Origin of the sequence: Duganella fentianensis, from assembly GCF_009857835.1 — a bacterium.
Taxonomy (GTDB): domain Bacteria; phylum Pseudomonadota; class Gammaproteobacteria; order Burkholderiales; family Burkholderiaceae_D; genus Rugamonas; species Rugamonas fentianensis.
This window is the reverse complement of sequence record NZ_WWCL01000001.1, coordinates 1,124,823-1,144,379: the sequence shown is the minus strand read 5'-3', so window position 1 is coordinate 1,144,379 and position 19,557 is coordinate 1,124,823. Positions and strand designations below refer to the sequence as shown.

Sequence of the window (19,557 nt, the reverse complement as noted above, 5' to 3'; positions counted from 1 at the left end):
TATCGGCCAGCGCGCAGGAAGGGAGCGCGCGCTGGCTAGCCTGTCAGCGTAGTCGACGTCTAGAGTCGACGCCTAATATCGGGCATACGGGTCGCGGTGCCTACTTCTTGCCCGCGGTTTCTTTCCACTGCTTGAGGAAGGCCATGCGCTTGGCTGGTCCAAGGAATTGCAGCACCATGGGATGGACGGGAATCGGCTTGACCTTGTCCTTGCCTATCATCTTGATCAGTTCAGCCGAAGTGGTCTCGCCTTTTACATCCTCGCGGATGGCGAACAGCTTGGCATCATTGGCGATAATGGTCTGACCGCGCTGCGACAGCAGATAGTCCAGCCACAGCTTGGCCGCATTGACGTTCTTGGCGCCCTTGTTGATGAACTGGACGCGCGACAGGATCAGCGTGTAATCCTTGGGCAGCACCACGCCTATCGATGGATCGGTCTTGGCGCGCACCAGTGCATAGGAGCCCAGCACGTTGTAGCCGATCAGGTTTTCACCCGACGAAATACGCTCCATCATGGTGCCGGTGGACGACTGCACACGCACCTTGGCTTCGCCGAAAGCGTTTTCCAGTTCAAGGAACTTGGGGTTCTCGCGCGCATCCTGGGTCATGAACATGAAGCCCACGCCGGATTTTTCGATATCGTAGGTGGTGACCTTGTCCTTGAACTTGGGCTGCACGATCAGCTTGGCGAAGTCGGCATGGTTCTGCGGTACTTCCTTGGCATCGAGCAGACGCTTGTTGTAGACGATGGCAGCCGGCTCGAAGGTGGTGCCGTAAGCCTGGTCATCCCAGATGGCCCAGCCGGGAATCCTGGCCGATTCGACCGATTTGTACTTGAGCGCATAACCGTCCGAGGCCAGGCGCATCTGCAGGTCCATGGCGGACGACCACATGACGTCGGCCGTATTGCCGCCGGCAGCCACTTCGGATATGAAGCGGTTGTACACTTCGGTGGAATTCATGTCGTTGTATTCGACGGTAATGCCGGGATACAGGGTATTGAAGTCCTTGATCAGGGGCTGGGTAGCCTTGCTGTCTGTCGCGCCGTAGATCACCAGCTTGCCCTCTTTCTTGGCGCCGTCGATAATCTTCTGGTAATCGGCCGGATAGCCGGCTGGCACTTGCGCCATGGCGGCGCCGGCAAACAGGGTGGCGCATGCAGCGGCCACAGTCATATGTAACTTCATCTTGGTCTCCGTCGTTTTAATAGTTGGTGTTCAGCGCATCAGACCGAGTTCGGTCGCACGCTTGCCGTAGTCTTCTACGGCCTTGCTTACATAGCGGGTCAGGGCATCGCCAGTCAGCCCGAAGGGGAACAGACCGGCACTGTCACGCATGGCGGCATAGCCGGGGCTTGCCATCACACGATCGAACGCTGCAACCCATGAACGATAATCTGCCTCCGGCACCTGTGGCGCCATCCATACGCCGCGGATGATAGGCCACACCACGTCTATGCCCTGCTCGCGCGCCGTCGGCACACTGGCCAGCACACCGGGCAGACGCTGCTCGGACAGCACCGCCAGCACCCGCGTCGTGCCATTCCCTGCATACAGCGTCGCTTCGCTGGCGTCGCCCGATACCACCTGCACGTAATTGGCGTGCATGGCAGTAAAAGCTTCGCCGCCGCCCTCCAGCGCTACGAAACGCAGCACTTTAGGATCGATGCCGGCGGCCTTGACGATCAGCGCCATCTTCAGCCAGTCCTGGCTGCCGATAGTGCCCGATACACCGATCAGCACCTTCTGCGGCTGGGCCTTCAGTGCAGCCAGCAACTCGCCCAGCGAGTGGTAAGGCGAATCGGCCCGCACGGCGATCATGCCGTAATCGGCACCAAGCGCCGCCACCCAGCGTACATCGGAGGCTTTCACCTTGCCGAATTTGCCCTGCGCCAGATTGAGCAGCGAACCACCCGAAAAAGCCACCAGCGTATTCGGCTCGGCACGCCGCTGCGACACCAGCGAATGCCAGGCTACTGCACCGATCCCGCCGGGCAGGTAGCTGATGTGCATATCGGCCGGCGGCGCTTTGGCGCTGCCCTGCAAACCTTGCAGACCCTTGCGCGCCAGCTTGCAGGTCAGGTCCATGGCGCCACCCGGCTTGGATGGCACGATGCACTCGGCACCTGCTGCCTGCGCAGTCACGCTGACCCAGAGGGCCGCCACAACAGCCAGCAAAACTTTGATCATCGTGTGTGTAATCTTAGAACGGTAAAGCTTTCAGAGCGCTTTCAGTAGACGGCGCCAGCGGAGGAACTGGCGCCGCTACTGTACCGGCTTAGAAGCGGTGCTGCATGCCCAGCGCCAGACCGTGCTGGCTGGTGCCGAAGCCGGCGTCATCACGCGACATGCCGGTCAGCTGGCCATTTTTCGACTTGGCATAAGCAGCCGACACAAACACGTCGGTGCGCTTGGACAGCGCGTAGCGATAGCGCGCCACGTACATGGTCGGATCGGCATCCTTGCCTGCAGCAACGTTCTTCACGTTGATGTGGTAGATCGCAGCAGTCAGGGTGGTGGCAGCATCGGCCTTGTAGGCCACGCCGCCCCAGGTGGTGGTGCCATCGACATCGGCCGTCAGCGCTTTGCCGGCTACCAGTTTGTAGTCGCGCACTACGCCCCAGACTTTGACGGGACCAGTTTCATAATTGAAGCCGATATGCCAGACGGTGTTCTTGTCCCGGTTGCCGGTGGCAGCCACGGTGTTACCGTTGTTGCGCTCCCAGGTACCCATCAGGTTCACGTCACCCAGTTTGTAGATGGCGCTGAAGCCCACTTTGGCACTATCCTGTGCGCCGGTGGTCTGTTCGCCGGCAGCGTAGTTGGCGCCGACTTTCAGATCGCCCACCGAACCGCTGTATTTGATGATGTTGTCGTAGGCGGTGGTGAAGCCGTATTTGCTAGGCCCCGTTGCCGAGCCGCCCGCTGCCCACGAGTAGTAAGGCGCAAAGCCCATAGGGTCAAACGAGATCACGGTGTCATATACGGTGGTGAAGGAGCGGCCGATGATCACACGGCCAAAGCTGCCTTCCAGACCGACATTGGCCTGACGCTTGAACAGCACGCCGTCCATATTACCGGTGTCCATCAGGATGCCGCCTTCCAGATTGAACACGGCTTTCAGGCCGCCACCCAGATCTTCCGAACCACGCAGGCCCCAGCGCGAGGTATTCATGCCACCGGAAATGACGCTGGTCTGGCTGCCGCCCGTTGCCGATTTGTTATTGGCGGTTTCCATGCCCACGTCCAGCAGACCATATACCTGCACATTCGATTGCGCCTGTGCGGCGCCTGCTGCGAGGGCCAGAACGGCCAGAGTCAAAGCGGATTTTTTCATTCGAGTCTCCCAGAAGATATAGTTATCAGTGATGCCTGATATGCGATCAGGCTTCCCACTATAGGAGTCGCTAGCTTTCAATTCCCTTTCAGTGTCGTCTTGCTGCCACAAAACCGGGCCGTGCTTCCCTTTTACGGCGCGCGCGACCATCATGCATGTCCATACACTGAACCGATTCCCTTTTGTGCGCAACAAAAGGACCAGAAATTAGCGAAAAAACATGCGTATTCTGTTAGTTGAAGACCACACCGAACTGTCCCACTGGCTGGCCAAAGCCCTGCGCGAGGCCAACCTGACGGTGGAGTGTGCCGATAACGGCGCCGACGCCGACGCCCTGCTGCATACCCAGGACTACGCGCTGGTGATCCTCGACCTGACCCTGCCGCGTATGGACGGGCTGGATGTGCTGCGCCGCCTGCGCGCTCGGCCGGCACCGCGCGGCCAGACGCCGGTACTGATACTGACGGCACGGGGCGGACTGGAAGACCGCGTGCAGGGCCTGAATCTGGGTGCCGACGACTATCTGGCCAAGCCCTTCGAGCTGGCCGAACTGGAAGCGCGCGTGAAAGCCCTGCTGCGCCGCAGCGTAGGCAATGAAGCGCTGGTACACCACTGCGGCGCCCTGAGTTTCGATACGGTGACGCGCATGTTCAGCTACGGCGGCAATGCGCTGGCGCTGACGCCGCGCGAGCACGCCGTGCTGGAAACCCTGATCACCCGCTCGGGCCGCGCCGTTTCGAAAGAAAAGCTGTTCGACGAAGTGTTCGCGTTGGCCGATGATGCCAATCTCGATGCCATCGAACTGTACATCCACCGCGTGCGCAAAAAGCTCGACATCGCCATACCCGACGCTGCCGTCATCACCACCCTGCGCGGCATAGGCTATCTGCTGCAGCCGCGCCCGGCCAGCTAGGGCTAACGCATGCCGCTACTGGCCAGACTCGCACGCCGCTTCGGCCCGGAAGCCCGTCAGGGCAGCCTGCGCGGCCAGCTGCTGCGCTGGCTGCTGGGGCCCTTGCTGCTGCTGGTGGCACTGAATACCTATTCGGTCTACCGCAATGCACTCGATGCGGCCGACGTGGCCTATGACCGTTCGCTACTGGCCTCGACCCGGGCGCTGGCCGAACGCGTGTCCATCGTCGAAGGCAAGGTGGTGGCCGACGTCCCTTATGTAGCACTGGACAGCTTCGAGACCGACACGCTGGGGCGGATCTACTACAAGGTCACCGGCATCAATGGCGAAACCGTATCCGGCTATGGCGACCTGCCGCCCGTGCCGGCCAACGTCCCCCGCTCTGAAACCTATCCGGCGCTGGTGCGCTTCTACCACGCCAACTACAACGGCCAGCCCGTACGCATCGCCGCCCTGCTACAACCCGTGTATGACGATTCCATGCGCGGCATCGCCCTGATACAGGTGGGCGAAACACTGGAAGCGCGGCGCGGCCTGTCCAACCAGATCCTGTTCGACACACTGGCATGGCAGGCCTTGCTGCTACTGGCACTGGCCCTGCTGGTGTGGTTTGCCGTGCGGCTGGTGCTGCAGCCGCTGATGCGATTGAAACTGGTGGTGGAGACCCGCTCGCTCAACGACAGCTCGGACGTGGACCCGGCGCTGGTGCACCGCGAAGTGCGCCCGCTGGTGGCGGCCATGAACAGTTCGCGCGCCCGCCTGCAGATACTGATCAGCAGCCAGCGCCGCTTCATTGCCGACGCTTCGCACCAGCTGCGCACCCCGCTCACCGTACTCAAGACGCAGGCCGAGCTGGCCCTGCGCGCCTGCGACCGGCCCGGCAGCGACGCCGAACAGCTGCGTGCTACGCTGCGCGACATCGTGCACAGCATCGCTGCCACCACCGATTCCACCATCAATCTGGCCAACCGCTTGCTGACGCTGGCGCGCATCGAACACGGCGGCGATCTGGAAGGCGCCAGCAATGCCAGCGAACGGGTGGACCTGTGCGACATCGCCCGTCAGGTCGGGCTGGAACTGGCCATGGCAGCAGTGGCCAAGCAGATCGATCTGGCGCTGGAAGCGGAAACCGAATGCATGATCGAGGGGCAGGCTTTCCTGCTGCACGAACTGATCGCCAACCTGACCGATAACGCCCTGCGCTACACACCGGCTGGCGGCAGCGTCACCCTGCGCGTGCGCAATGCGGCGCAGCAGGTGCTGCTGGAAGTGGAAGACAATGGCCAGGGCATACCGGCCGGCGAGCGGGAACGCGTGTTCGCGCCGTTCTACCGCGCCAGCGCCACGCTGGAGCGCAATCCGGGCGGCGCCGGTCTGGGGCTGGCCATCGTGCGCGATATCGCCACCCTGCATGGCGCCAGCATCAGCCTGAGCGATGCCTATCCTGCTACACCACAGGCGCCCGGTCTCAAAGTACAGGTCAGCTTTCCCGCCGCGGGCAGCGCGCTCGGGTAAAATCGCCCCCTGAGGCATCAGCGCGTGCCCGCCTCGCAGCACAACTCGCAACCGAAAGCTCCCGATGATTACCAGAGAAGATATGCTCGGCCTGTTCGCCGATATGAAAAAGAACGCCCCGTGGGATATGAACAAGCCGCTACTGTGGGGCTATTTCTTTGCCGATCAGGACAAGGCCAAGCTGGAAGCGGCGAGCAAGCTGCTGGAGGCGCAGGGCTACCATCAGGTGGGCATCTACGATTCCAAACCGGAAGCCGATACGCCGGCCTTGTGGTGGCTGCATGTGGAGAAGGTGGAACTGCACACGGTCGACACCCTGCATGCACGCAATCAGGAGTTCTACCGCTTTGCCGAAGCCCAGCAACTGGAAGCCTACGACGGCATGGACGTGGGCCCCGCCTGAAGCGCCGCAGCAAAAAAAACAGCCGGCATGCAAAGCAATGCCGGCTGCCTTGGAAGCTGGCCTGATCAGGCCAGATTTTCCAGACGTATCTTGGTCACGCTGCCGCACACGGTGGCCAGACCTTCGATCTTGGCGATCGCTGCCAGCACATTCTTTTCCTGCGTCTGGTGGGTCAGGAAGATAATGTCGGTACGGGTTTCGCCGTCCGCCGGTTCCTTCTGCATCATGGCATCGATCGAGATGGTGGCATCGGCCAGAATACGGGTCAGGTCGGCCAGCACGCCCGGCTGGTCGCTCACATTCATGCGCAGATAGTAGCTGGTGGTGATTTCTGCCATCGGCAGAATTTCGATGTTGGTCAGCTCGTTCGGCTGGAAGGCCAGATGCGGCACGCGGTGCTCGGCATCGGCCGTGGCCAGACGGGTGATATCGACCAGATCGGCGATCACGGCCGAAGCAGTCGGCTCGGAACCGGCGCCTTTACCGTAGTACAGCGTCGCGCCCACGGCATCGCCCTGTACCAGCACGGCGTTCATGGCCCCTTCCACGTTGGCGATCAGGCGTTTGGCCGGGATCAGGGTCGGGTGCACGCGCAGTTCCACACCTTCCACGCCATTGACTTTGGCGCGCTTGGCGATGCCCAGCAGCTTGATGCGATAACCGAGCTGTTCGGCGTAGCGGATATCGATGGCATTCAGCTTGGAGATGCCTTCCACATAGGCTTTATCGAACTGCACGGGAATGCCGAAGGCGATGGCCGACATGATGGTGGCCTTGTGCGCCGCATCCACGCCTTCGATGTCGAAGGTCGGATCGGCTTCGGCATAGCCCAGCTCCTGCGCCTGTTTCAGCACGGTGGCGAAATCCAGCCCCTTGTCGCGCATTTCGGACAGGATGAAGTTGGTGGTACCGTTGATGATACCGGCCAGCCATTCGATGCGGTTGGCCGTCAGGCCTTCGCGCAGCGCCTTGATGATAGGGATGCCGCCGGCAACTGCCGCTTCGAACGCCACCATCACGCCCTTGGCCTGTGCCGCTGCAAAAATCTCGTTGCCATACACGGCCAGCAGGGCCTTGTTGGCGGTGACCACGTGCTTGCCATTGGCGATCGCCTGCAGCACCAGTGCTCTGGCCTGATCGTAACCGCCGATCAGCTCGACGACGATATCGATTTCCGGATCATTGACGATGTCGAACGGGTCAGCCACCACTTTGACCTTGCCGCCAGTACGCTCCTTGGCGCGTTCCAGATTGCGGGCCGATACGGCCACCACTTCGATGCCGCGGCCGGCACGGCGGCGGATTTCTTCCTGATTGCGCTGCAGTACATTGAAGGTACCGGAACCGACGTTACCGACGCCGAGCAAACCTACTTTGATGGATTTCATATAAACCGTTTCTCTGATGATCTGGGCTGGATAATTAGAAGCTGCTGCCGTGACGCTTGCGGTAGCTTTCCATGAATTTGGCAATGCGGCCGAATGCTTCCGTCATATCGTCGGTATTGGGCAGGAATACCACGCGGAAGTGATCCGGTGCGATCCAGTTAAAGCCGCTGCCCTGCACGATCAGCACCTTGGTTTCCGCCAGCAGCTCGTAGGCAAACTGCTGGTCGTCCTCGATCGGGTAGATCTTGGGATCGAGACGGGGGAACATATACAGCGCCGCCTTGGGCTTGACGCAGGTGACGCCCGGAATATCGGTCAGCAGCTTGTAGGCCAGATCGCGCTGCTTGAGCAGACGCCCGCCCGGCCCCACCAGATCGTCGATCGACTGGTAGCCGCCCAGCGCCGTCTGGATGGCGAACTGGCCCGGCGCATTGGCGCACAGGCGCATCGAAGCCAGCATGTTCAGGCCTTCGATATAGTCCTTGGCATGGCTCTTCTCGCCGGACACGATCATCCAGCCGGAGCGATAGCCGCAGGCGCGGTAGTTTTTCGACAGGCCATTGAAAGTCACGAACAGCACGTCATCGGCCAGCGAGGCGATGGAAACGTGCTGGGCACCGTCATACAGCACCTTGTCGTAGATTTCGTCGGCGTAGATGATCAGCTCATGCTCGCGCGCCAGCTGGATGATCTGCTGCAGCAGTTCCACTGGATACAGTGCACCGGTCGGGTTGTTCGGGTTGATGACGACGATGGCGCGCGTGTTCGGCGTGATCTTGCTGCGCATATCCTCGATGTCGGGATACCATTCCTGCTGCTCGTCGCAGATGTAGTGCACCGGTTTGCCACCGGACAGGCTGACAGCCGCCGTCCACAGCGGATAGTCGGGCGCCGGCACCAGCACTTCGTCGCCGTTGTTGAGCAGGGCATTCATGGCCATCACGATCAGCTCGGAGGCGCCATTACCCAGATACACGTCATCGATGGTCACGCCACGGATGTTTTTCTGCTGGCTGTAGTGCACCACCGCCTTGCGCGGGGCAAACATGCCCTTGGAATCGGTGTAACCGGCCGCGTCGGGCAGGTTGATTTTCATGTCGCGCACGATCTCGTCGGGCGGATCGAAACCGAATACGGCCAAGTTGCCGATATTCAACTTCGTAATCTTATGGCCCTCTTCCTCCATCTGCCGGGCTTTTTCCGGCACCGGACCACGGATTTCGTAGCAAACTTCCGCTAATTTGTTGGATTTTTGAATAGGTCGCAAAATAAAATCCTGTTCTGGTGAAGCAAACCGCTGTGGCCTGCTAAAAACGCCCGCCGGCCCGTGCTGCAATGCGAAAAGACCCATTCTGCCGAAAGCATCCCATTTAATCAACCTTTCAGACTGGAAGTGCACGGAAAAACGCTACAATGACGCTTCTTTTGACGATTAAAACCGCCCATCTGTTGAATCTGTTGATTAAGGCCCCATGAAGCTTCACGCCAGCGATACCCAGAAATACCAGACCGTCACCGGCTACGACGCCGCTGGCGTCGAAATCAATGCCCAGCGCTACGATTACAGCCTGATCGTCATGCCCGAAGTGGCGCCGCGCGCCTGGGATGCCCCCACTTTCGAAAGCATTACCGAAGCCCATTTCCAGCAAATAGGTGCCGACAACCCCGACGTGGTCATCCTCGGCACGGGCGAGCGCCAGCGCTTCATCCACCCGCGCCTGACGGCCGCCCTGACCATGCGCCGCATCGGCGTGGAATGCATGGATAGCCAGGCCGCCTGCCGCACCTACAACATCCTGATGGGCGAAGGCCGCAAGGTCACGCTGGCCCTGATCATTCCACCGCAAGGGGAGCCTACCGCCTGATGAACGATCTGTATAACAACAAGAAAGTCCTGTGGTCGCTGCTGGCCGTGTTCATCCTGGTCTGGCTGTATGCGCTGGGCGTGCGTACCCTGGTGCCGCCCGATGAGGGCCGCTATGCGGAAATGGCGCGCGAAATGTTCGCCAGTGGCGACTGGATCACCACCCGCCTGAACGGCATCAAATACTTCGAAAAGCCGCCGCTGCAGACCTGGATGAACGCGCTGTCGTTCGCCGCCTTCGGCCTCGGTGAATGGCAGGCACGCCTGTGGACGGGCCTGTGCGGCCTGCTGGGCGTGCTGCTGAGCGGCTATGCCGGTAGCCGCGTGTTCGGCCCGCGCGTGGGCTTCTATGCGGCGCTGGCGCTCGGTTCCAGCCTGTTCTGGGTGGCGTCCGGCCAGATCGATTCGCTCGATATGAGCCTGTCCGGCATGATGGCCATCGTCCTGTGCTCGGTGCTGGTCGCCCAGCGCGACGACGCCACGGCCAGCGAACAGCGTAACTGGATGCTGCTGTGCTGGACCGGCATGGCGCTGGCCGTGCTGGCCAAGGGCCTGATCGGGCTGGTGCTGCCCGGCGCCGTGCTGGTGCTGTATTCGCTGCTATCGGGCGACTTCGCCATCTGGAAGCGTCTGCATCTGGGCAAAGGCCTGCTGCTGTTCTTTGCCGTTGCCACGCCGTGGTTCGTGCTGGTCGGCCTGCGCAATCCCGAGCAGCCGCACTTCTTCTTCGTGCACGAGCACTGGGAGCGCTTCTTCCTCAAGACCCACCACCGCGAAGGCGCGTGGTACTACTTCTTCGTGCTGCTGGCACCGGGCATCCTGCCGTGGCTGGGCATATTGCCGCAAGCGCTGCTGGCCGCCGGCCGCCGCCGCGCCGAAACCCGCTTCCAGCCACGTTTGCTGCTGCTGATCTGGAGCGTGTTCATCTTCACCTTCTTCAGCTATTCCAGCTCCAAGCTGCCCGGCTACATCCTGCCCATCTTCCCGGCGCTGGCCCTGCTGCTGGCCGCCTATCTGGAAACCGCGCCACGCCGCAGCCGCATCATCGCGGCCGGCCTGCTGGTGCTGATCGGCATCGCCGGCATCATCGCCGTGCCGCAGATGGTCAATGTCGGCGTACGCCATGCCAGCGAAACCAGGCTGCTGGTGGCCTATCAGCCGTGGGTGCTGGCGGCCGCCATCATCACCGCTGCCGGCGGTGCCGTGGCCCTGCTGCACGCGCGCCATCTGCGCCGCGACCTGACCGTGCTGACCATGGCGCTCGCCGGCTTTGCCGCCACCGAACTGATACTCACCGGTTTTGAACCCTACGGCGCCATGCGCGCCGGTAAGACCGCCGCGCTCAAGATGCTGCCGGAGCTGAAAGCGGATACACCGATCTACTCGGTGGCCACCTACGAACAGTCGATGACCTTCTACCTGCGCCGTCCGGTCACGCTGGTGGACTACTGGGACGAATTCACTTTCGGCCTGAGCCAGCAGCCGGAACTGTCTATCCCCAAGGTGGAACAATTCGTCGAACGCTGGCAGCAGCACAGCAAGGCAGGCGTAAAAGCGCTGGCCATCATCAGTCCGGAAAAATACGCCGAACTGAAACAGCAGGGCCTGACCATGCGCGTAGTGGTACAGGATACCCGCCGCGTCGTGGTGGCCAATCTGTAAGCATCAAGTACCGTCCCCCGAGCTGGCGCCGCATCCGCGCCAGCGCTGATTAGAAAGTCTGATTTACTGCATGAATATTGCCACCTTCAGTTTTATCGTATTCGGCGTGCTGCTCAACGCCGTCGCCCAGTTGCTGCTCAAAGCGGGTGCCCGCAATGTGGGTGAAATCCACCTGACGATGAACAATCTGTTCAGCGTCGGCCTCAAGGTCGCAACCCAGCTGCCCATCATCGGCGGCCTGACCTGCTACGTCCTATCGGTGGTCCTGTGGATCATTGCCCTGTCGCGTGTCGACGTGACGATCGCCTACCCCATGCTGTCGCTGGGCTATGTGGTCACCGCCATCGGCGCCTGGTATTTGTTCGGCGAAGCGCTGACTTTCCAGCGCCTGTTCGCCATCGCCGTGATTCTGGTTGGCGTCGCCTTACTGGCGCGGACCTGAGTCTGGCTTTAGAATGCGGCCCATACTGTCTGACCAAGACTAACCACCTTACACATACGAGTGCATACCATGACCTCTGCCCTGCCTTTCCTGCCCTTCTCCAAGCCTACTATCGATGAAGCCACCATCGCTGCCGTCGGCGACGTGCTGCGCTCCGGCTGGATCACCAGCGGCCCGAAAGTCCAGGCTTTCGAAGCGCAGATGTCGGAATACTTCGGTGGCCGCCCTGTGCGCACCTTCAATTCCGGCACCTGCACCATGGAGATCGCGCTGCGCATCGCCGGCATAGGCCCCGGCGACGAAGTGATCACCACGCCGATTTCGTGGGTAGCCACGGCCAACGTCATCATCGAAGTGGGCGCCACTCCGGTGTTCGCCGACATCGATCCGCTGACCCGCAACCTTGATCTGGACAAGGTGGAGGCGGCCATCACCCCGCGTACCAAGGCCATCATTCCGGTCTACCTGTCCGGCCTGCCCGTCGACATGGACCGTCTGTACGCCATCGCCCGCAAGCACAATCTGCGCGTGGTGGAAGATGCGGCGCAAGCCTTCGGCTCTGAATGGAAGGGCCAGCGCATCGGCGCCTTTGGCGACTTTGTCTCGTTCAGCTTCCAGGCCAACAAGAACATCACCACCGGCGAAGGCGGCGCGCTGGTACTGAACACGCCGGAAGAAGCCCGTCTGGCCGAAAAATACCGCCTGCAGGGTGTGACCCGCAGCGGCGTCGATGGTATCGATGTCGATGTCCTCGGCGGCAAATACAATATGAGCGACATCATGGCCGCCATCGGTCTGGGCCAGTTCGCCAATATCGCTGCCATCACGGCGCACCGCCGCGCGCTGGCACGCCACTACTACGAGTGCTTCGGCAGCGATTTCGAAGCCAAGTCCGGCGCCCAGCTGCCGCTGCAGGCTTTCGACAGCAGCAACTACCACCTGTTCCAGATCATCCTGCCCGACAACGGCCCCGGCACCCGCGCAAACTTCATGCGCGCCCTGCAGGAAGGCTATAACATCGGCACCGGCTACCACTATGCCCCTATCCATCTGTTCACCATGTACCGCGAACGGGGCTTCAAGGAAGGCATGTTCCCCGTGGCCGAGCGCATCGGCCGCCTGACCGTGACGCTGCCGATGTTCTACGCCATGACCATGGCCGACGTCGAGCGCACCGTGGCCGCCGTGAAAGCGATCCTGATCAAATGAGTACGACCGCAATGAAACCAGAAATCTCCGTCGTTATCCCCGTGTATAACGAGCAGGCCGGCCTGCAGACCCTGTTCGACCGTCTGTATCCGGCACTCGACAAGCTCGGTAGCCGCTACGAAATCGTGTTCGTTAACGATGGCAGCCGCGATAACTCGGTGTCTATCCTGGCCGAGCAGTTCCGCGCCCGTCCCGACGTGACGCGTGTGGTGCTGTTCAACGGTAACTACGGCCAGCACATGGCGATACTGGCCGGCTTCGAAGCGGCGCGCGGCGAGATCATGATCACACTCGACGCCGACCTGCAGAACCCGCCCGAGGAAATCGGCAATCTGGTGGCCAAGGTACGCGAAGGCTACGATTATGTCGGCTCGATCCGCCGCAAGCGGCAGGACAGCGCCTGGCGCACCTATGCTTCCAAGGCCATGAACCACCTGCGCGAGAACATCACCAACATCAAGATCACTGATCAGGGCAATATGCTGCGCGCCTATGGCCGCAATGTGATCGATCTGGTCAATCAGTGCGGCGAAGTGAATACCTTCGTACCGGCGCTGGCCTACCGCTTTGCGCGCAACCCGACGGAAATCATCGTCGAACACGAAGAGCGCGCGGCCGGCGAATCGAAGTATTCGCTGTATAGCCTGATCCGTCTGAACTTCGATCTGGTGACCGGCTTCTCGCTGGTGCCGCTGCAGTTCTTCTCCATGTTCGGCATCCTGCTGTCGCTGGCTTCGGCCCTGCTGGTGGCCGTGCTGCTGGTGCGCCGATTATTCCTAGGCGCCGAGGCGGAGGGTCTGTTCACCCTGTTCGCGATTGCCTTCTTCTTCATGGGCACCATACTGTTCGGTATCGGTCTGCTCGGCGAATACGTGGGCCGCATCTTCCAGCAGGTACGCGCGCGTCCCCGCTATGTGGTGCAGACCATCCTCGAACAGCAGCCGGGCCAAGCTTACGAAGCGCCGGAAGGCGTGGAAAAACGCACGGTAGGACGTCCCCATGACTGATGCCATGAACAGCTACGAACCCGAGCCACGTCCGCGCGCCGTGGTATTCGCCTACCATAACGTGGGCGTGCGCTGCCTCAAGGTGCTGCTGGCCGGCGGCGTCGATGTGGCGCTGGTGGTGACCCACGAGGACAGCGCGACGGAGAACATCTGGTTCGAATCCGTCGTCAGCCTGTGCCAGACCGAAGGCATCCCCTACATCACCCCGCCCGACGCCAAATCGGCGGAACTGCTGGCGCAGGTAAAGGCGGCCGATCCTGAATTCATCTTCAGCTTCTACTACCGCCACATGCTGCCGGCCAGCCTGCTGGAAGTAGCGCCGGCCTTCAATATGCACGGTTCGCTGCTGCCGGAATTCCGCGGCCGCGCGCCCGTCAACTGGGCCGTACTGCATGGCGCTACCGAGACTGGCGCAACGCTGCATGAAATGACCGTCAAGCCCGACGCCGGCGCCATCGTCTCGCAGATGGTAGTGCCCATCCTGCCCGACGATACGGCCTTTGAAGTATTCGGCAAAGTCACCGTGGCGGCCGAGCAGGCGCTGTGGCGCGTGCTGCCTTCGCTGCTCGATGGCACGGCGCCACGCATTAACAATGACCTCAGCAAGGGTGGCTATTTCAGCGGGCGCAAGCCGGAAGATGGCCGCATCGACTGGCACCTGCCGGCCCAGCAGGTGTACAACCTGCACCGCGCTGTGGCACCGCCTTATCCGGGCGCTTTCACCGATGTCAACGGGGTGCGCTATGTGATCGAACGGGCCCGCCTGGGCGACCGTCACGGCGTACTGCAGAATGGCAAAACCGACAATGTTGCAGCGCGAAGTTTGCCACTCGGCTTGACAGTAGTGGATAATTGCGTTTTTGGCGTCTGCGGCGATGGTGGCATTATTACCATACTCGCTCTTACGGCCGATGGCGTGGCCATCTCGGCCCAGCAGTTGCAAACCCGTCTGGCAGCCTGATAGTCCGGCGGCTACTGAACACTCACTGGAAAACAGCATATGAAAAAAGTCCTCATCCTCGGCGTCAATGGCTTCATCGGCCATCACCTGTCCAAGCGCATTCTGGAAACCACCGATTGGCACGTGTACGGTATGGACATGAATACCGACCGTATCACCGACCTGCTGGAGAATGAGAGCTACAAGTCGCGCATGCACTTCTTCGAAGGCGACATCACCATCAACAAGGAGTGGGTGGAATACCACGTCAAGAAATGCGACGTGATCCTGCCGCTGGTAGCGATTGCCACCCCGTCGACCTACGTCAAGGCGCCGCTGCGCGTGTTCGAGCTGGACTTCGAAGCCAACCTGCCTATCGTGCGTTCGGCTGCCAAGTACGGCAAGCATCTGGTATTCCCTTCGACCTCGGAAGTGTATGGCATGTGCCACGACGAAGAGTTCGATCCGGAAAACTCGGAACTGATCTGCGGCCCGATCAACAAGCCACGCTGGATCTACTCCAACGCCAAGCAGCTGATGGATCGCGTGATCTGGGGCTACGGCATGGAAGGCCTGAACTTCACCCTGTTCCGTCCATTTAACTGGATCGGCGCCGGTCTGGATTCCATCCATACGCCAAAAGAAGGTTCCTCGCGCGTGGTGACCCAGTTCTTCGGCCACATCGTACGCGGCGAGAACATCTCGCTGGTGGACGGCGGCCACCAGAAGCGTGCCTTCACCGACATCGACGACGGTATCGATGCGCTGATGAAAATCATCGAGAACAAGAACGGCGCTGCCAGCGGCAAGATCTACAACATCGGCAACCCGGTCAACAACTACTCGATCCGCGAACTGGCCGACATGATGCTGAAACTGGCACCACAGTACCCTGAGTACGCCGAAGGCGCCGCCAAAGTGCAGATCGTGGAAACCACTTCGGGTGCCTACTACGGCGCCGGCTATCAGGACGTGAAAAACCGCGTACCGAAAATTACCAACACCTGCGAAGAGCTGGGCTGGAAACCGACCACCACCATGGCCGATGCCCTGAAAAAAATCTTCGACGCCTACCGCAGCCAGGTAGCCGAAGCGCAGAAACTGATGGACTAAGACCTGACCTTGAGCGAGACGACTGCGACGACTAAACCGCTGATGGTGTTGAAGATCGATATAGACACCTATCGCGGCACCCGGGAAGGCACCCTGAATCTGGTGCGCATGCTGTCGGCCCATCAGGCCGGCGCCACCTTCCTGTTCTCGCTGGGGCCAGATCACACGGGCTGGGCTTTACGCCGCGCCCTGCGCCCCGGTTTTTTCAGCAAAGTCTCGCGCACCTCGGTGGTCGAGCATTACGGTCTGAAAACGCTGATGTACGGCACCCTGCTACCGGGGCCGGACATCGGCAAACAGTGCGCTGCCGAACTGCGCAGCGTGCAGGCGGCCGGTTTCGAATGCGGCATCCACACCTGGGACCACGTGCTGTGGCAGGACAATGTGGCGCAGCGCGATGCCGGCTGGACTACCCGCATGATGCGCAAGGCGGCCGCCCGCTTTAGTCAGGTGTATGGCGTAGCGCCGCGCACCCATGGTGCAGCCGGCTGGCAGATGAATGCCGCGGCCTTTGCCGAGCATGACACGGCCGGCTATGCCTACGCCTCCGACGGCCGCTGCCGCCTCAACGACGATGGCACGCTGGCCAACCCGGCCGACGGCCCGCACCTGCTCAGCGATGGCGCCACGGTACTCAAACACGTGCAGCTGCCCACCACCCTGCCCACGCTGGATGAACTGCTGGGCCGCGAAATCAACGGCGTCACCGTCAGCACGGCGAATATCGCCGACTTCCTGCTGCAGCTGACGGCCGGTGCCACGCGCGACCATGTATATACTTTGCATGCCGAGCTTGAAGGACAAAAACTTGCCCCCATCTTCGAGCAATTGCTGGCCGGATGGAAAGCGCAAGGCTATCAGCTCGCGTCCATGGCCGACTACTACCAGAAAGTGCAGCACCAGACCTTGCCCGTTTGCCCGATTAGCTGGGGCGAACTGCCGGGCCGCTCGGGACAGTTGATCGTTCAGGGCGAGGCCCGTGCCGCTAGCCGCAACTAGCACAAGCTATTGCCAGCCAGTGCCGGCGCGCGCAACCAACAACTGAACAGGAGACGCCTGTGGCTGACCGCCCTACCGCAGTAAGTGATTTTTCCGCCGCCATGACGGGTGGCCAGACCTTCCAGCTGGCTGGCCGTCCGGCCCGCTACACGGTGCTGTTCTTCTATCCCAAGGACAATACGCCGGGCTGCACCACCGAGAACATCGCCTTCCGTGACCTGCATGCACAGTTTCAGGCCGCCGGCACGGAAATCTACGGCATCAGCCGCGATTCGCTGCGCTCGCACGAAGGCTTCAAGACCAAGCTGGGCCTGCCGTTCGAACTGATCTCCGATCCTGACGAAACGCTGTGCCTGCTGTTCGACGTCATGAAGATGAAACAGATGTATGGTAAGACTGTACGTGGCATTGAACGCAGCACGTTTGTGATTGACGCTCAAGGTCAAATAGTGAAAGAATGGAGAGGCGTGAAGGTTGCAGGTCACGTCGATGAAGTGCTGGAATTTGTAGCGCACCAGGCTTAATCACCGGTTGCGTGTTGCAAGCGCCAGCGTTGCTGAACGTCGTAAGACGTTTATTAACCAAGCAGGCGTAACAGCCTAAACGGCACCTATCCTTGAGTCAGCACTGTACTTTCTTCCACCCAACATGGTGGCCAGCCGGTCACCATGCGGTTCTTTCCCCGGGCAAGATGAGCGCCCGTCGGCAGTCTTGTAAGTTGTTTTCCCTCGCATCCACCCCATCCGCTATCAACGTTGCCAGCCGCCCTGCGCGCCGGGCAGCGCGCTGCGCCTATGGGCGGATTCCTCCAGCTTTTTTGAAAATGAGATCCTGATGCCACTGCCAAAAATTCCAAGTCAGCCAGCGACCATACTGCTGGCCAAAGATTACCCCAAAGCCAGCGGCACCCACGCGATAGCGCCACTGGCTGCCCAGCCTGAACTGGCCGCCACCACCAAGAAAGCCGCGCCGGCCAAAGCCAAGACCGCAGCGGCCAAAGCGCCGGCTGCCGTGAAAGCACCGGCCGGCAAGGCTGGCAAAGGCAGCGCCGTGGCTGCCGTACTGAAGGCGGCACCGGCCGTGCTGAAAGCCGCCGCTGCGGCCGAGCCAGAGGTCCAGCCCGCCAAAGTGCCGGCCAGAGCCAAGGTGGCGCCTGCTGCACGCAGCAAGGTCACGCCTATCAGCACCAAAGCGCCCCACCCGGCCAAGCACAAGCCGGTGGAAGTGCCGCTCAAATCGTCCGCCAGTCGCCATGCCGACCAGACCGGCGCTACCAAGCTGTTCGTACTCGACACCAATGTGCTGATGCACGATCCGACCTCGCTGTTCCGCTTCGAAGAGCACGATGTGTATCTGCCCATGATGACGCTGGAAGAGCTGGACAACCACAAGAAGGGCATGACGGAAGTGGCGCGCAATGCGCGTCAGGTCTCGCGCACGCTGGACGCGCTGATGTCGAATACGGACGACGATGCGATCGATCAGGGCATCCCCCTGTCCAAACTGGGCAACAAGGATGCCAAGGGCCGGCTGTACTTCCAGACCCGTATCCAGTCGGCCGATCTGCCGCTGGGTCTGCCTGTAGGCAAGGCCGACAACCAGATCCTGTCGGTGGTGCGTTCGCTGGAAGCCGAGCAGGATGGGCGCCATGTGGTACTGGTGTCGAAAGACATCAATATGCGCATCAAGGCCCGTGCTCTGGGCCTGCCGGCGGAAGACTATTTCAACGACCACGTACTGGAAGATACCGACCTGCTGTACTCGGGCATCGTGCAGCTGCCCGATGATTTCTGGAGCAAGCACGGCAAGGATCTGGAAAGCTGGCAGGAGAACAAGAACGGCCAGAGCGCGACCTTCTACCGCGTGACGGGCCCCTTCATTCCCAGCCTGCTGGTCAACCAGTTCGTGTTCCTCGAACCTAAGAATGGCGAAGCGCCGTTCTACGGTCAGGTCAAGCAGATCAACGGCAAGACGGCCGTGCTGCAAACCCTGCGCGACTACAGCCACAACAAGAACAGTGTGTGGGGCGTGACGGCGCGTAACCGCGAGCAGAACTTCGCTCTCAACCTGCTGATGAATCCCGAGTGCGACTTCGTCACCCTGCTCGGTCAGGCCGGTACGGGTAAAACCCTGCTGGCACTGGCGGCCGGTCTGGCGCAGGTGCTAGAGACCAAGCTGTACAACGAGATCATCGTCACCCGCGTCACCGTTCCCGTGGGCGAAGACATCGGCTTCCTGCCCGGCACGGAGGAAGAAAAGATGTCGCCATGGATGGGCGCCTTCGACGACAACCTCGAAGTGCTCAACAAATCCGATTCCGATGGCGGCGAGTGGGGCCGTGCGGCCACCCAGGATCTGATCCGTTCGCGCATCAAGATCAAGTCGCTCAACTTCATGCGCGGCCGTACTTTCGTCAACAAGTTCCTGATCATCGACGAAGCGCAGAATCTGACGCCGAAACAGGTCAAGACGCTGGTCACGCGTGCCGGCCCCGGCACCAAGATCCTGTGCCTGGGCAATATCGCCCAGATCGACACGCCGTATCTGACGGAAGGTTCGAGCGGCCTGACCTATGTGGTCGACCGCTTCAAAGGCTGGTCGCACAGCGGCCATGTGACGCTGGCACGGGGTGAACGCTCGCGTCTGGCCGACCACGCCAGCGACGTGCTGTAAGCCCGGCCTCTTAGACCAGGCTAGCCCACTAGCCCGCCCGCAGCTTGCTGCCGGCGGGCTAGTTTATTTTTAGCTATAATCGCGCCATCCC

The 19,557-nt window shown here is 61.1% G+C and carries 18 protein-coding genes; 13 read left to right on the top strand and 5 right to left on the bottom strand.

What is annotated here, in order from left to right; translation table 11 throughout:
- Positions 1-100: 100 nt before the first annotated feature.
- The 3 genes from GTP23_RS04970 to GTP23_RS04960 all read right to left on the bottom strand — a co-directional run bounded on the left by GTP23_RS04970 (position 101) and on the right by GTP23_RS04960 (position 3,338).
- Positions 101-1,189: an ABC transporter substrate-binding protein gene (locus GTP23_RS04970; protein WP_161034106.1), complete on the bottom strand. Its 1,089-nt coding sequence runs from the start codon at positions 1,187-1,189 to the stop codon at positions 101-103.
- A gap of 30 nt (positions 1,190-1,219) precedes the next feature.
- Complete coding sequence (locus GTP23_RS04965) at positions 1,220-2,191, bottom strand: Bug family tripartite tricarboxylate transporter substrate binding protein (protein WP_161034105.1); 972 nt, start codon at positions 2,189-2,191, stop codon at positions 1,220-1,222.
- Positions 2,192-2,279: 88 nt separating this feature from the next.
- Complete coding sequence (locus GTP23_RS04960) at positions 2,280-3,338, bottom strand: porin (protein WP_161034104.1); 1,059 nt, start codon at positions 3,336-3,338, stop codon at positions 2,280-2,282.
- Between the two features lie 220 nt (positions 3,339-3,558).
- Here GTP23_RS04960 and GTP23_RS04955 point away from each other — a divergent pair, with 220 nt between their 5' ends.
- The 3 genes from GTP23_RS04955 to GTP23_RS04945 all read left to right on the top strand — a co-directional run bounded on the left by GTP23_RS04955 (position 3,559) and on the right by GTP23_RS04945 (position 6,169).
- Positions 3,559-4,251 (top strand): response regulator, encoded by a 693-nt coding sequence (locus tag GTP23_RS04955; RefSeq protein WP_155433425.1) that lies wholly within the window; start codon positions 3,559-3,561, stop codon positions 4,249-4,251.
- 9 nt (positions 4,252-4,260) lie between these two features.
- Positions 4,261-5,766, top strand: coding sequence for a sensor histidine kinase (locus GTP23_RS04950; protein WP_161034103.1), 1,506 nt, complete (start codon positions 4,261-4,263; stop codon positions 5,764-5,766).
- 64 nt (positions 5,767-5,830) lie between these two features.
- A complete protein-coding gene (locus GTP23_RS04945) occupies positions 5,831-6,169 on the top strand; it encodes a ribonuclease E inhibitor RraB (RefSeq protein ID WP_161034102.1) in 339 nt (112 codons plus the stop codon).
- 65 nt (positions 6,170-6,234) lie between these two features.
- Here the strand turns inward: GTP23_RS04945 and GTP23_RS04940 are convergent, their stop codons facing one another.
- Together GTP23_RS04940 and GTP23_RS04935 are read right to left on the bottom strand one after the other, a co-directional pair.
- Positions 6,235-7,557 (bottom strand): homoserine dehydrogenase, encoded by a 1,323-nt coding sequence (locus tag GTP23_RS04940; protein ID WP_161034101.1) that lies wholly within the window; start codon positions 7,555-7,557, stop codon positions 6,235-6,237.
- 34 nt (positions 7,558-7,591) lie between these two features.
- Positions 7,592-8,824 (bottom strand): pyridoxal phosphate-dependent aminotransferase, encoded by a 1,233-nt coding sequence (locus GTP23_RS04935; RefSeq protein ID WP_161034100.1) that lies wholly within the window; start codon positions 8,822-8,824, stop codon positions 7,592-7,594.
- Between the two features lie 205 nt (positions 8,825-9,029).
- On the opposite strand from GTP23_RS04935, the gene GTP23_RS04930 reads away from it, so the two are divergent.
- The 10 genes from GTP23_RS04930 (at position 9,030) to GTP23_RS04885 (ending at position 19,466) form a co-directional block, all read left to right on the top strand.
- On the top strand, positions 9,030-9,422 hold the full coding sequence (locus GTP23_RS04930; protein WP_161034099.1) for an Mth938-like domain-containing protein: 393 nt from the start codon (positions 9,030-9,032) through the stop codon (positions 9,420-9,422).
- On the top strand, positions 9,422-11,083 hold the full coding sequence (locus tag GTP23_RS04925) for a glycosyltransferase family 39 protein (RefSeq protein ID WP_161034098.1): 1,662 nt from the start codon (positions 9,422-9,424) through the stop codon (positions 11,081-11,083). Before GTP23_RS04930 ends, GTP23_RS04925 begins: the two co-directional genes overlap by 1 nt.
- Positions 11,084-11,153: 70 nt before the next feature.
- Positions 11,154-11,525, top strand: coding sequence for an SMR family transporter (locus tag GTP23_RS04920; protein WP_161034097.1), 372 nt, complete (start codon positions 11,154-11,156; stop codon positions 11,523-11,525).
- Positions 11,526-11,594: 69 nt separating this feature from the next.
- The gene (locus tag GTP23_RS04915; protein ID WP_161034096.1) at positions 11,595-12,734 is read left to right on the top strand and encodes a DegT/DnrJ/EryC1/StrS family aminotransferase; all 1,140 of its coding nucleotides are present in this window, start codon (positions 11,595-11,597) and stop codon (positions 12,732-12,734) included.
- Positions 12,735-12,745: 11 nt separating this feature from the next.
- Positions 12,746-13,741, top strand: a complete 996-nt coding sequence (locus GTP23_RS04910) for a glycosyltransferase (protein ID WP_161034095.1) — start codon at positions 12,746-12,748, stop codon at positions 13,739-13,741.
- Entirely contained in the window at positions 13,734-14,702 is a 969-nt protein-coding gene (locus tag GTP23_RS04905) for a formyltransferase (RefSeq protein WP_229255918.1), read from the top strand. The genes GTP23_RS04910 and GTP23_RS04905 overlap by 8 nt, the downstream gene beginning before the upstream one ends.
- Before the next feature lie 39 nt (positions 14,703-14,741).
- The gene (locus GTP23_RS04900) at positions 14,742-15,794 is read left to right on the top strand and encodes a bifunctional UDP-4-keto-pentose/UDP-xylose synthase (protein WP_155433415.1); all 1,053 of its coding nucleotides are present in this window, start codon (positions 14,742-14,744) and stop codon (positions 15,792-15,794) included.
- A gap of 42 nt (positions 15,795-15,836) precedes the next feature.
- Positions 15,837-16,793 carry a polysaccharide deacetylase family protein gene (locus tag GTP23_RS04895; protein ID WP_161034638.1) on the top strand — a complete coding sequence of 319 codons (957 nt, stop codon included), beginning with the start codon at positions 15,837-15,839 and terminating at the stop codon, positions 16,791-16,793.
- Positions 16,794-16,852: 59 nt separating this feature from the next.
- Positions 16,853-17,317 carry a peroxiredoxin gene (locus GTP23_RS04890; RefSeq protein WP_161034094.1) on the top strand — a complete coding sequence of 155 codons (465 nt, stop codon included), beginning with the start codon at positions 16,853-16,855 and terminating at the stop codon, positions 17,315-17,317.
- 310 nt (positions 17,318-17,627) lie between these two features.
- Entirely contained in the window at positions 17,628-19,466 is a 1,839-nt protein-coding gene (locus GTP23_RS04885) for a PhoH family protein (protein ID WP_161034093.1), read from the top strand.
- Positions 19,467-19,557 lie beyond the last annotated feature (91 nt).